The sequence below is a fragment of the Paenibacillus sp. PastF-3 genome, assembly GCF_029893135.1.
Classification (GTDB): Bacteria; Bacillota; Bacilli; order Paenibacillales; family Paenibacillaceae; genus Paenibacillus_AQ; species Paenibacillus_AQ nitricinens.
Genome location: NZ_JARXWM010000022.1, coordinates 46574 through 60053, shown reverse-complemented (window position 1 = coordinate 60053; position 13480 = coordinate 46574). Strand labels below are relative to the sequence as shown.

Below are 13480 nucleotides of genomic sequence, written 5' to 3'. Positions count from 1 at the left end.
TTAGTCCTTTTTAACCATCAAATAACGAATTCAACCATGTACTGACTGCACATGAGTTCATAACCGATCGATTGATATAGAGAAATTGCACCTGTATTCTCTTCAAGGACATTCAAATACACGTTGGAGGTAACCCTTCTCCCCGCTCGGGTGAGCTCTGCGCAGATCTTTTTTCCGTAGCCTTGCCTTCTCCATCTTACATCCGTGCCGATGTTCCCCAATTCAACGTAATCCTCGCTATAAATATGGTATCCACCTACCGCAATCAGCTCATGTTGTTCCATCACACCATAGAACGGATACTGCAATTCTTCTTTTGAAAAAGCCATTGTTTCTAAATCGGCCATTTTCGACTCAATAAGCTCAAAATAAGAATGACCCAAAGGTAAAACGCTTTTATCCACCGGTGGCAACGCTTCTTGATGGATATGCTTCATTAGAAGCAGCTTTTTGGGAGACTTAACAAGCTCAAGCTGTGAATCAAGTACATCCATAACTTCTTCATTAACGATTGCGCTACCGACAGCATTGTCAGGTAAATTCAGTTGTTCTTTCATAAATGAAAGCACGGACCGGAGACAAAAAGACTTCTCCACAGGGAATACGGAAAAAGCATAGAATGGGAGCCCCCTTAAAAAGGCAAATACAACGAGCAGCTCCCCCTGTTCAGTAAAATGTCCATAGTGTACCGAATTATGCTTACGAGCTGTAAGGTATGAATAGTATAAAAAATGTTGTTCCCTATTTATCAAACTCAAGATTGATTTCATTTCGGCTGGTGTTAACTCTCGAATCATATCTCCTACCCCTATCAATGTTTGATACAATGCTTCAACATTAACATGATCCTGTGAAGTCACGCAAAAAAGAAATGGGATAGGTGATATAGGCCCTACTCTACTTTATTCGATGACTTTGGAAATACTCCGCCCAATCTGATGATATAACAACTGTAACGGTATCCGTTTTGGTGTTGTACGCATTCTGAGCCGTAAAGGTAAAAGTAACAGGGCCATCGGGTAGCTTTTCAAAAGAGCTATCGTACATTTCACCTGTCCAGAAGGTTTTATCGTCGTTAGTTGGGCTGAGCTGCGTAGTAAACCCTCCGTTCATAGTCACTTGCACAGTATCTGGGAGACCTGTTGCTGTACCTTGCAGAACAAAACGTTCACCTGCCCAAAATACATTGTATCCTCTTGGACTCTCCTCATTGCCGCTCTTTTTCAGATTATAACCTTTACGGTTGTTGTTCCACTCTTCAGTGTGCTTCACTCCACCTTTTATACTTAATAGATTAACCATGAAATATTTACGTGCAGAAACATTGCCCCAGCTGAACCCGTCAAAAACTTCAACCTCGACTGCATACTTCTCGTTTTCGATCAGTGAACCAACTGGAATCTGCCATTGCTTAGCGCTTGATACTTGCTCACCAGATTGTACCTTGATTACACCTGTGGCCAAGTTAATAATTCGCACCTTATAACGTTGCTGAAGATCTCCGTCTTCATCTTGATAATCCCATTTAATGATCGGGGTAAGTGTGCTTGCGATTGTCGGGTTAGATGGATCAACACTGGTTGGGTACGTTATTGTAGTCGTCGGTATCCGGTTGACTACTGTAATGTTCTGCGAAAGCTCACGTTGCAGACCCAATGAATCTGTAACGATTTGTCTAAAGGTAAAGACACCATTACTACTAAACTGCTTCGTGAAGTCCTTTTGAGTGCTCGCTAGGGCTTCTGTTCCACTTGATGGTTTTAAGAAATACTTGTGGCTGATTATATCTCCTTTTGGTTCGTCCGGATCAGAGGCGGTACTCTTAATGTTCAGAACGTCCGTCCTGTAGATCGGTACCTTAGCCGCATCTTTACCAGTATCTGTGATCAGAGTGAATCCCGGCTTAGGTGCGTTATCGATGATGAATGTTTTTTCATTTGATACATCTGACCATGAAAATTTGGAGTATGACCGACCTTGCACTGTAAAGTATTCAAACCGTTCAAATGTATTATTTGGGATTTGATATTGTCTGAGCAATCCTGTAGGATCCGGATTTTCTATCGTGGAGACTAATAGACCATCCTTCGTAAAGAACTCTAACCTGTATTTCTCTTGTGAATCATTTTCCGGATCTGCGTAAGTCCATTTAATTAATGGATCGCCTTGATCCGCATCAATCACAGATGGGTTTGTTGCTGTACCTGAAGGGCTAGTTAAAGTCATAGTAGGCGCCAAATTCTCTTTCACTTGGACTTGCAATCCAGCGATATTCGACTTATCTCCTATTTGATCGATTGCCCAATGTTCTAACGTATATACCCCTGGATCTGAGAAAGTAAGTGTAATGTCGCGAGTAAGATATGATTTCATTTCACCCGTACTGTTCGTTACTTTCCAGTAGTATTCTAAAGAACCTTGATCTGATGTATCCTCATCGATATCCTCTGACGTAAATTGTTTCGTATCATACTGATTTACGAATGAAGGTCCGTTAATCTTAGCAACAGGAACATGATTCTTAACCATAAATGTACGGGTCGCATAAGAGCTCAACCTTCCATCAGAGGCTGTGAGCTGCATTTCCCAACCATCAGAAATGGCTTTTTTATGTGATATACCGTTACGATTAATAAGATCACGAATGGTCATTGATTGATAACGGTTGTTTCCTGCCCAGTAGTAGGGAGAGTCATTAAATTTTGCATTCCAGGCATAAGATAAAACATCTCCATCTTCATCCGGATCTGGTGTTAAGTTATCCATTGTGATAATCGTATCGCGGTATATTTCGTTAGGCATTGTAAATGCTGCAGCCGGTGGATGATTGACTACCTGTACATTTTGACTGTACCCATCTGACCACAAGCCACGATTATCATGTACTTGTAGATTGAGTTGATAGTTGCCTTCACCGAATGATACGATGTTCGGCGGTGTTGTAGCTCCACCCCAATGTTCCCATACTTTATTCCATCCGTCTTTGATTACAGTCCAGTAGTATACATCTAAAGGATCATTATCTGGATCAAAAGATTTGTCTATAATGGTCGTAGATTTACGATAGGAAACGATATTCGGATCAACGGTAAATAACGCAACGGGGGGTAGATTAACAGCAGCATTGCCCACAGTACGTTGACACCAATCACTCCAAACACCGATCCCATTATCTCCATCCACATCACGGACTCTTAAACGGATGTCGTAACTGTCCTTTTCAAAAACTCCCCCAGGCGATTGCCCGTCAATCCACATCTCATCAAGACTCTTTTTATATTGCCATTGCCACTGCACAATCCCTTTATCAGCACTTGTAATATGATCTAAATCGTAGGATGAATCTGTTAATTGAACATTTCCATTGATAAGCCTTGCTGAAAAAAGCGCTATTGGCTTACGGTGAACTTTAAAACTCATCGTAGATGCGGCATCTTTACTCCACATCTGATATTCAGCAAAGCGAGCATCCTGTTTCGGTATATCCTTAGCTTGATAACTCACTACATATTGTCCGGTATACGGAAATGAAGTGTAAAGGCTCGTCCTCCATAGTCCCGAATCCCCTATAATCCCCATTGAGTTATCAAAGTAATTCGGATCATGATCATATCTCACTCGATCAGCGTACTTAGCATCCCACTCATAATCTTCATAGGTGGTGCCACTATTCTCTATAGGACTATTAACGAGAACAAAAGCGTTTCGCTTCAGTCGGTTTGTAACTTTAAAGGTCATATTCACGGATTCCGACATATTTGAAGGATCCGCTACTTTTACAGTCATCGTATAATCGCCTGGCGGGATCGAATCAGCTACGGCATCTACGGGAATAGAGAAATACTGATACCCTTTCGTTTGAGAGACTATCGTTTTCCTATAAAATACATTGGGTATCTCAGCACTTACGATAAGATCATCATTATCTGGATCATGGACATATCCCTCGATGTTAAGTGTGTTGCGTCCAGGCTCGTTTTGCAGGACTTGATTATTAGGTGTATTTAACGAAATGGTAGGTGGACTATTAGGTATCAAAGGAAATACTCTTTGAAAACTATGACCAATGTACGGCCCTCCAAATCCTTTATCTGGATTAAATCCACCAAATGAATCCTGTTGACCAGCACCAACAGCGTAGTTAAGTACTAATCCTATTGGAAGTTCACCATAACTTAAATTCCCTAAAACATTTGAATAAGCATCTGTCGCTAGATTAAATGTATGATCAAATGTATTCGGGTTAAACGGTCCAGCAAAAAAGCTCCTATACAATGGGGTCCAATTGGTATTTGGATTTGACCAGTAGCTCGGACAATTATATTGGTAGACTGGTAAATCTAATGGTGCCCCCTCTGGTATTGCCGCTACACATAACTCCGCGCGAACGACACGTCTATCTAGAGCACTTTGTGAGGGAACCAAGTTCACTCCTACAGTCAATGTTGCATCCGAACTAAGGTCAAATGTAAGTTGCTTAGTGGTACGATTAAATTTAATATTCGTTAGCTTTTGGTTATTTATAGTCCCACGCATAGTACCATAATTCCAACCAGCATCATAAAACGAAGTATCAGCGGGTATATTTATATCTTTATAAGTAATGAAATTAGGATCACCAGTCGCAGCCTCTGCTGTCTGAAGATACACTCCCTGCCTAGGGAACACTCCGAATAGGATAGTGATTATAATTACTAGTGAAAGTATTTCTTTTGTTTTTTTCATTTAAGCACCTCTCCTACCAGGACCAATCAACTTCTGGCGCTCGATTTTTCACTTCTACAATCCGTGAGCTTAACTTTTGTCCATCTGAATTTGTAGATTTCCGATCAGCTTCTGTCACAAACTCATCAATGGTTGGTTGACCAAACTCTTCAAACACTGTAAGTCGGACTTCATATTTCCCTACCTCGCTCAGTTCTAAATTTAAGCGATCTTTGTTCTCATTACTGAAGATCACCCATGCTTCTCCGCTAAAACTCCCGTCATTATTCGAATCATAGCGATACTCCCAGAGTCTCCGACCCACTACATCTTTATCTGGCGAATAGGAAATATCATCCAATGAAACCACCGCTTTATTAGCGTAGTCAGGACTTCGATATACCACTCCAGGCAGAGTAAAATAGTTGTACGGCGCTTCATCTGGAATAATATCAAAAGTGATCTCATTACTTGAAGAATATCCAAGCGTGTTTTCCACATAGATCGTAGCCTTATATTTTCCAGGTTTCTTAAATAAGACGTCTTTGCTTTCAAAATCAGACAATGTGCCACTGTACTTAATATCTGCATTCGTCCCACCAGAAACCGCAGTAATAGTAACTCGTGTTTTCGATGGTATTAACGGAAAGCGTGTTGGACTCTGGCTTCTATTGGTCAATGTCGTTTTACGATTCTGTTTAAGTGTTCCTTCTATATCTATAATTGCTGCCGGTTTCGGCTCAATGACGGTAACTTCTGTACTTGTACTACCTATTTGTCCATCATTGTCAACGACTGTGAGAGCTATAGGAAATGTCTCTCCAACTTGCTCTATGGTATACCATACATACCCCCTTGGGACATTTCCGATTTCTCCCTGCGCTCCAGATGTACTCCAAGCATAATCAGTGATATATCCATCCGGATCATAGGAAGCATTTCCGCTAACGAGCATATCAGACCCTGCTTTTATGTATCTAGCTGTTGATATTCTCGCAATAGGTGGCTTTCCTTCCGGTTCTGTTGGCTTGGTCGGAGGTGGAGGAAAAGTAACCAGGGGTTGGTTTTTATAAACACCTGCTGAAATCTGTAGGGGCTGTTCCAGAGAGGTGATGGTTCCATTCTTTGTGACGATTGGCTTTTTAAAGCGGACGAGCACGGTTAAAGCATATTCCCGAGTAAAATGTTCGCCCGTTACACTCGACTTTTTGATCTCAAAGTCAAACAAAGTGCTTACGTTAAATGTCTTTGCAGACTCCTTTTTCGTTTTGAGTGTGTTGTTCCTGTCTTTCTCTTTAGCATAGAACACCCACTCATCAATGTTTGCAGCATCATTGTATCCTTGCAGCTGCCCCATTAGTGAAATTTGAACAGGTTCATCTTTATCTCCCAATTTCGTAGGATTGGGATTAGGTTTATTTAGAGTTACCGTTCCAGTAAGTGTAGGTTCTGTAGGTAGAGTGTAATCAAAGGAGACATTTCCACTATATTTGTACGTAGTTACATTAGCCGAACCACTAAAGTAGTAGCTTAAATTTGTTTTATAACGTCTACCTAACGCATGACCACTTGGATCAAAATTTGAACTTAATTGTTCAGGATTATAATTTTTTAAAGCTGCGTTAGTTTTATAATAAATAATAAATTGATTCCCATTTACAACATTATGATTAACATATGTTGTTGGAAGCGATTCCTTAGGTACAACTAATTGGACAGTTGACTCTATGATCTGAGATGAATTAATTACCGAATTTACGTTTTTGTCGTACCATTTAATTCCCGAACGTGATACTTCAGATTGAGTCACCACTGTCATATCAGGTGGATCATTTCTAGGTGTACCATTACCTTGTCCATTCCTATCGCTATGTTTTTGAGCATTAGCGTATGGGTCCCATTCATTTATCTGCCATCTTACTCCGTCTGAATATCGCCAAATAGAATTACCGGGAATTGTTACAAAAAGGGTTTCAAATGAGCCGTGATAACCGAGCACATTATCTATTCGTTGCTTTGCTTCTACGCCCTTTAAAGTAACCTTTATTTTTCCATTCTCCATTGTCAGAGCAACCTTTTGATTGGTCCCATTATATTTAAGAGAAGAGACATCAATTGCCGAACTGGATACTCCACTTGGAAGATCTAAGTAGTAAGATTTTTGGGCATTTGCAGACCCACTAAGAATTTCCGAAGGTATTGACACTGTTTTGTTTTGCGAATTAGCTGCCTTAATATTCTGTGGGATATATACAAAAATTAATATAACTGTAATCAGAACTATCCAGATTTTTTTCATAAATATTATTCTCCTGGACGTTTAACAATATATTTTTCTTCAAAACCCCCACCAAAACTAGCATATATAGAAATAACCGAAGGGTCTTTAAAGTATCCATACATTTGATAACTAGACAATTTTTCACCCGGTTTCAATACCCAATTCCACAATGCTTCCTTATTGTTCAACTCTAACATTGTTTTTCCTGGTGTTGGTGCAAGAAGATTAACACTATCCACTTTAAGATGCCATTTCTCATTCAAATCTACCGCACTTACTTGAATGACTTTACTACCCTTATTTTCAATGGTAAGTTTAGTCCATACCATATATTTCGTAGGTGATTTATAAATATTATCAGAGAAATCATACAGCTTCATTAGAGATTGTGCTTCTTTAGACTTTACGTCGTAAAACATCAGCTTTTCTAACGTGTACGTTAATCCTCCAGCGCTGATTGTTACCGGAAGATCTACTTCTTTTTTCAGCCCAAATTTAAACAGATTATCCCTCATAATAGGCGCTAGCGTAGCTGCTGGTTTCGCCGTGGTTGCTGGTTCCATTGTTCCTGTTGGCTTAGCCGTAACTACTGGTGTAATCGTTTCCGCTTTTACAGCCACTCCCTGCCCTAAAACCACGCTAAATAACATTGCCGCTGCCAAAGTCGCCTTTACAACTCTCTTCTTCATCCCCGAATCTCTCCCTAGTCTCAATTGGATTTTTCCTACTTATTGAACTTATACTCCTGAACTGCAGGTACTCTGATTGGCTCTTGTGTTTTGGCTCTGGAGATCAGCAACGGATGTTCCGTCTCGATAACGGCAATAACCGAGGGACCCTCTATGTATTTGGTAATGCCATATTCACTATCCTCGTATAAAAGCGGAAAAGTCACTCCATCGGAATCATCAATAATATCAAACTTCACGATCTTTACATGATTCTTAAAACGACTGCCTACTTGAGGAGAAAGGCCGTTATCAAGCCCAAGATTCGCCTGCAAGGCATGTTGAAAAGTATCGTAAGCAAGCGCGGGATCGATAATTAGACGACCTCGTGTGAGTTCAGTTTCATCTAATTCCTGCGCAGCATCGTGAACAGCGATATTGTTTGCATCTTTTAGCATGCTGCGCAGCATGTCCCACTCCTGATTCTGGATCTGAAAGAACCAGGAGTAGATAAAGATCAGCAGGACAAATGCCAGCTTAATAATGTAATCCATAAATTAGGCTCATCCCTTAATCAATCGAGATATTCACTCATAATTGACCCATGGCCATAATATCGGGTCGGCTGCGAAACTGTGGAAAAGTTATACGGAAACAAATTTATCCGCGGTGCTGTTACATACACATCAATTCGTTGCTTGCGTTCTTGAATGGTATCCGTACTGCTCGTAATTTCTATAGAACTCTCTGAGAACCCAATCGCCTTGAGATTTGAAATCACTTCGTTCCGCATAGACGCTGTGACCATCCCCTCTGTTGCAGCTTTTTGTGTGATGTAGGACGTATTAGCTTTGACCTGTAAATCTAGCAAATAATCAATATAGGTAAATATGGGCTGCAGGATAATAAACAGGACAAGCCACATGAATAATGCCCGGAGGACGGTCTCCTTCAATAGAAACGCCTCCTTCTAATATTGCTCTACTTGCTTAGTATGTGTGATGATATCGTCTTGACTGCTGCCAATGATATGCGTAGCTACTGTGATAAACATCCCTGCGATCACAAAGCCAATAGCCAGAAACATTGCTATGGAGATAGAGTCTTTTTTCATAATCGAATTAAACCCGAGCAGTTGAAGTTTGGCTGGAATCCAGTGGTTGAATAAAAGTCACACCTGGAATCGTCGGTTTATTATCATCCGTAGCATCAATGACCTCCCGAACTACAGGAATCAAAACAGCAATTACGATGGCCACACATAAAAATCCAATAGCAATAAACAAACCTGTAGAAATAGCATCCTTTTTCATTGTTAAAATCTCCCTTTTATTTTATATTTTTAAAATAATATTGAATATACAATTTTTCACTGGAACATGCCGACACCATTAAAATTCCCTTTGATCAGCAAAATGTACTGCATCGCCATCGCGACAATCATCAAAAAAGTAGCAATCGATGGGATCACATTAATGATCGTAGATAAATCACCGATAAAAGACCACTTTTTCAAATACTGATCACTGGAGATTTTGGATATAATCTTACCTTGCTCACGCAAATAATTCGCCGCTTCTGTGTCGTCCTCCATACCCTCAGTAGCCAGCAAAATGGACCGGATGTCATTAATAAAACTATGATTATCCGGAAACTTGGCACAGAACCATTCAATCGCCCCCTCCACACCCTCATCTACTGCTCGTTCAGACAACTCGTACAAGTCCTGACGTATATATTGAAAATGTCCAGCCGTACTCCCGCAAAAAGTGCCAAATTGCGCATATCCGCGCTTGCGCAGCCGATTATTCTCATATAGACGGATGAAAGAGATCAGCTCACCGTCTTTTTTAATAACCGTTTTTTGATGAAGCCATGCAAGCACCCAGCCAAACGGAAGATAGCGCATCGGACTGCTAATTATGAGAATAAGTAGAGCAATTAGAGGGTCATAGATAGAAAAAGAATTTGAACGAATAAAATCACTGATGACTTGAGTTATTAAATAAATCAGCGCTGCCGAGTAACGGAAAAGCGTAATTTTACGGGCCGCAATCGATAAACCTGAATCGTTCAATAATTGCTGGAGTCTATCTCCCTGCATCCGTTCCCCAAACTTATTCCACCGCAGTCCTAATCGGACAAGATATCTTTCCTGTTTACTGCTGCTGCTTATAAAGACAAGTAAAGCGACATATACAATCCCGATTACAGTAATTAATAGTAACAATCTGTCCATAGCTCATCACCTTAGTGGTAGTCCAGTTTAGGTCTGGCAAGAATAGTGCTAATCACAAAAGAAATAAAAAGACCGGAGATGATCACCATCAAAAAAGAAAGTCCTACTGTAGTCTCAAACTGCAATTGGAAATAGATATCAGGCTTCAGCATGTACATAAAGGTTCCAACCGTTGATATCAGCACCAAAAGATTTCCGTATAAGCCAAGGCTAATCGCATCTCTACTCCCCGCTTTCACAGTCAAAATCGTTTCCCTCTGTTGTTCCATGGAACGATTTAACAGCATCAATGAGCTTTTTAAATAACGGGTCCCCTCCTTCTCGGCATAGAGCAGATCCGATATAAATTCTAGGGCGAAGGTAGTGCCAATCGCATTCGAAAATCTCCCGGCTTCCTCAACAAGCTCCTTCTCACTACTGTAATTGGAAAATGCAGCCCCTAGCAGCTTCAAAGGACCCTTCAGCACATTCTTATCCGTAAGAAAATCCGTTGTCCGATCGAGAATGGAATCTACCGACAAGTGAGTGAATTTGGTGGAGATTTTGACTACATCGAGTAAATCATAGCTTCCATGCACCTTCCTCTGCGCGTAGATGTATCTCATACGAAAATAAGGAATCGTCGCAGAAATCACAGCCATAAAAAGTGGAAATCTCCAAGCCCCCTGAATCGAACGCCCTTCGTTAAAAGTTATCCCCTCCAGAAAAGGATTGTTAAAACTCAATTGCCCAGGAAGCTCGCTTAGCGTCAGTAGTCCTGATAGAAAAACCGCGATAAACACTATTGCTGTACGCATGAAAAATCGCATAACGCTAATGCCCGGCTCATATTTTCGGTGTACAAAATATAAAAGATTATCTAGATGACGGTAGAGCCACAACCTTTTTTTCACCGAGCTAACCCTTTTTCCAAAAATACTCATTTTATGTTTGATCCGATAATCGAACTTCTGACCTACCTGTCGTAAATGCCGTTCGATTAGCGGTTTAATGAGCAGCCAAATTCCCCATACAATTAACAAATGAAGGACAAAACGAAAAATATACAATAATAAATCCACGGTTTCACCTCCTCACTCGTTAAGAATGATCTTAGATTTCAAGCTTTCTTTGATAGGCTGATCCATTGGTTTTGCTGCTGCAAGCTGTCCCAGCTCTTTCTGAAGCAACTGTGTTGCCTGCTCATTTTTCCTAGTCATCTTCAGAATCAGGTTCTTCGTCAGCTTGTCATTATAAGACCAACGCATCTTCTGAGGTTCCCAGCGCATCAGATCATTCGCAAATACAGAGTTCTTTTCCTCGTCATAAAAGACTTCCGATATTCGCGTTAACCGCTTTTTCCCGTTCGGAACACTTTCCAGAATAAAGACCAGCTCGCATGATTTCAGTGCAGAGATCAAATGCCCCTTAAGGCTCCCGCCAATCCTTGTCGACACGGCAAAAGCGCCTTGATAAGGAATATCCTCCGAATCAACGGTGTGGAAGGTTCCGGTGATGCCGTCATACCCTTTTTCCCCACTCCACAGATAAAATTCCCATTCGTTATACCGCATCTCGGTCATATACAAAATGTTTGGGTCATGCCGCAGTGACTCTACCCCTACCTCCATCAATTCCTCATTTGCAGCCTGGATTGGAATAATTCGGTGCCCTTTAATCTGGTAAGGTAAAATCGACTCCGGATGTTTTTCTATCATCACTACACCCATACAGGATGAAGATCCGAGCAGTTGCTCACCGACGATCGTGTTTGCAAAGGTTGTTTTTCCCGAGCCTACAGCGCCCGCAATAATGCTATTGCGAAAGGTAGATGATAACACCCGAATCATTTCAACCGCTTCCGCAGGAATACATTCCGTACCCGCCTGATCGTCTAGACTCAGAAACTCTACAACCTGCCGCCGTAACGATATTGTGGTGAAGCCATCCCATACTCTCGGGGATACCCAAATGGCAAGCCTAATAAATCGGCCAGGCCAGAGCGGGTCATCCATTTTAAACTCCACTGAAGGGTTGTCCTTGTTCAGCTTTTTGTTGGGATCACTTTTTAATAAGGAGCGCTTTAACTGTTCGACCCGATCTAGTGAAGGCATCTCATATGGATAAGCTACAAACTCACCTTTATGGTTATAAAAGACCTGCTTTCCGATCATCTGAAGCCCGGTTGATTCACTGTATGCACGATCCGTAAACCAACGATACGCCGGACCAAAGCCCTTCCACTCATGATAGAGCGCTTCTGCAGCTGTTCTGTATGCTTCTGGAAGCTTGCCCGTAAAGGGTGTCTTCCGCAAGTATTTCTCTATCTCATTCATAAAAAAGCTAACCGCCTGCGGATCCCCAATTAGCGCCTTCGCATTTAACTCGAAATAAGCATCATCCTCACGTTCCAGCCCTTCGTTCATATCGTTTTTCATTTTTTGCAAAAATACATAAAAGTCTTCCTTGCCCGGTTTGCTCATACGTAGGATACTTTCTTTTAGAGAGAACAATGGACGGTTAGGTTGATTTCCATTCATAGGAATATACCTTTCTTTTTAGCTTCTGGCGCCAGGCTCATGGACACGAGCAGAGAATGTACCTTATCATCCACATGCTGCAGCTCTTTTTTGCCTAGGGGTAAGCTCTCCTGCAAGGGCTGGTAATACGGCAGCTCCAGCAAAATTTCAGTCCCAAAGCGAAGCGCTAGATTTTTAGGAGAAGATATTTCTTCCACATTACTGCGGTTAATAATTAGTTGAAAATCATGTGGACGTAGATCCATATGCCCAGCAAGCTCTAGCAGAGGTTCGAGTCTGTATTCATGCTTTGGATGAGTGACGATCATACGCAGTGCCGATTTGTGCATTCCGACATACCATGCAGCACTTTCCGGAATAGAGCCGAAGTCAGCAATAACCACATCTGCATTTGCCCCAGCCCTAGCCAAAAAATATTCAATCTCATCCTCCTGATAATCTTGTGCACTCAAGTAATCGTAATTGCCTGGGAGATACGAGTAACCGTCTTGCTTAATCAATTGCTCAAAATCCTCATCATAAATCATCTTCCCAGTGAGCCTTGATCGAAGCCTATCCAGACTAATGGTAGCTTTGCGGTCATATCCGGGATCATATAAATCAAGTCCAAGGACAATAACACGAAGGCCCGCCGCGGCAATTCGCCTTGCAAACAGTTTAGCTACACTAGTGCAGCCGATCCCCGGACCAGATCCAAAAAAACCAACCAAATTACCTCGTTCCTCGCCATCCTCGTCTAGAATAAAGCGAATCTTCTCTATCACCGCTGACGAGGTAGAACGAGGAGGTATAAAATAGATCCCTAAGCTTTCACACAGCATATGTACAGCTTGGTAACCACTGATTCCCTTTTGCAAATATACATATAAGATCGTTGAGCCCGGATAATTCCGGCGCAGTTCGCTAAGTGACTGAGCTTGAATCCGGTCACTGGTAACCATTAGCATATGGCCCTCTGTATGAGATGGATCAGGAAGTACACTTTGTGTAATTACAATAAACCCTGCATTTTTGATATCATTAATGGTTAACTGATCTATGCCTAGACTAAATATTTTCAAGACTCTTC

Annotated in this window: 12 protein-coding genes; all 12 read right to left on the bottom strand. The window is 41.4% G+C overall.

Features of this window, described 5'->3' with window-relative positions:
* Nucleotides 1-17: 17 nt before the first annotated feature.
* The 12 genes from M2444_RS29145 to M2444_RS29090 all read right to left on the bottom strand — a co-directional run bounded on the left by M2444_RS29145 (nt 18) and on the right by M2444_RS29090 (nt 13472).
* Nucleotides 18-797, bottom strand: a complete 780-nt coding sequence (locus tag M2444_RS29145; protein ID WP_094876975.1) for a GNAT family N-acetyltransferase — start codon at nt 795-797, stop codon at nt 18-20.
* Between the two features lie 100 nt (nt 798-897).
* Nucleotides 898-4725, bottom strand: coding sequence for a PKD/REJ-like domain-containing protein (locus M2444_RS29140; protein ID WP_280788740.1), 3828 nt, complete (start codon nt 4723-4725; stop codon nt 898-900).
* A 13-nt stretch (nt 4726-4738) separates the two neighbouring features.
* Nucleotides 4739-7003 (bottom strand): PKD domain-containing protein, encoded by a 2265-nt coding sequence (locus tag M2444_RS29135; protein ID WP_280788739.1) that lies wholly within the window; start codon nt 7001-7003, stop codon nt 4739-4741.
* A 5-nt stretch (nt 7004-7008) separates the two neighbouring features.
* Nucleotides 7009-7674: a hypothetical protein gene (locus M2444_RS29130; RefSeq protein ID WP_280788738.1), complete on the bottom strand. Its 666-nt coding sequence runs from the start codon at nt 7672-7674 to the stop codon at nt 7009-7011.
* A gap of 35 nt (nt 7675-7709) precedes the next feature.
* Nucleotides 7710-8207 (bottom strand): hypothetical protein, encoded by a 498-nt coding sequence (locus tag M2444_RS29125; RefSeq protein WP_280788737.1) that lies wholly within the window; start codon nt 8205-8207, stop codon nt 7710-7712.
* Nucleotides 8208-8227: 20 nt separating this feature from the next.
* Nucleotides 8228-8608 (bottom strand): hypothetical protein, encoded by a 381-nt coding sequence (locus M2444_RS29120; RefSeq protein ID WP_280788736.1) that lies wholly within the window; start codon nt 8606-8608, stop codon nt 8228-8230.
* Between the two features lie 15 nt (nt 8609-8623).
* Entirely contained in the window at nt 8624-8767 is a 144-nt protein-coding gene (locus M2444_RS29115; protein ID WP_156113062.1) for a hypothetical protein, read from the bottom strand.
* Nucleotides 8768-8774: 7 nt separating this feature from the next.
* On the bottom strand, nt 8775-8966 hold the full coding sequence (locus M2444_RS29110; protein WP_094870657.1) for a hypothetical protein: 192 nt from the start codon (nt 8964-8966) through the stop codon (nt 8775-8777).
* Between the two features lie 56 nt (nt 8967-9022).
* Nucleotides 9023-9892 carry a hypothetical protein gene (locus tag M2444_RS29105; RefSeq protein WP_280788735.1) on the bottom strand — a complete coding sequence of 290 codons (870 nt, stop codon included), beginning with the start codon at nt 9890-9892 and terminating at the stop codon, nt 9023-9025.
* A gap of 11 nt (nt 9893-9903) precedes the next feature.
* Nucleotides 9904-10953, bottom strand: a complete 1050-nt coding sequence (locus M2444_RS29100) for a hypothetical protein (RefSeq protein WP_094876969.1) — start codon at nt 10951-10953, stop codon at nt 9904-9906.
* Nucleotides 10954-10965: 12 nt separating this feature from the next.
* Entirely contained in the window at nt 10966-12411 is a 1446-nt protein-coding gene (locus M2444_RS29095; RefSeq protein WP_280788734.1) for a P-loop NTPase family protein, read from the bottom strand.
* Nucleotides 12408-13472: a CpaE/TadZ family protein gene (locus tag M2444_RS29090; protein ID WP_280788733.1), complete on the bottom strand. Its 1065-nt coding sequence runs from the start codon at nt 13470-13472 to the stop codon at nt 12408-12410. Before M2444_RS29090 ends, M2444_RS29095 begins: the two co-directional genes overlap by 4 nt.
* Between the last annotated feature and the right edge of the window lie 8 nt (nt 13473-13480).

Bases quoted from the DNA above. Each gene is read 5' to 3' on its own strand.
- M2444_RS29145 (WP_094876975.1), bottom strand. From the start codon at position 797: ATGATTCGAGAGTTAACACCAGCCGAAATGAAATCAATCTTGAGTTTG.
- M2444_RS29140 (WP_280788740.1), bottom strand. From the start codon at position 4,725: ATGAAAAAAACAAAAGAAATACTTTCACTAGTAATTATAATCACTATC.
- M2444_RS29135 (WP_280788739.1), bottom strand. From the start codon at position 7,003: ATGAAAAAAATCTGGATAGTTCTGATTACAGTTATATTAATTTTTGTA.
- M2444_RS29130 (WP_280788738.1), bottom strand. From the start codon at position 7,674: ATGAAGAAGAGAGTTGTAAAGGCGACTTTGGCAGCGGCAATGTTATTT.
- M2444_RS29125 (WP_280788737.1), bottom strand. From the start codon at position 8,207: ATGGATTACATTATTAAGCTGGCATTTGTCCTGCTGATCTTTATCTAC.
- M2444_RS29115 (WP_156113062.1), bottom strand. From the start codon at position 8,767: ATGAAAAAAGACTCTATCTCCATAGCAATGTTTCTGGCTATTGGCTTT.
- M2444_RS29110 (WP_094870657.1), bottom strand. From the start codon at position 8,966: ATGAAAAAGGATGCTATTTCTACAGGTTTGTTTATTGCTATTGGATTT.
- M2444_RS29105 (WP_280788735.1), bottom strand. From the start codon at position 9,892: ATGGACAGATTGTTACTATTAATTACTGTAATCGGGATTGTATATGTC.
- M2444_RS29095 (WP_280788734.1), bottom strand. From the start codon at position 12,411: ATGAATGGAAATCAACCTAACCGTCCATTGTTCTCTCTAAAAGAAAGT.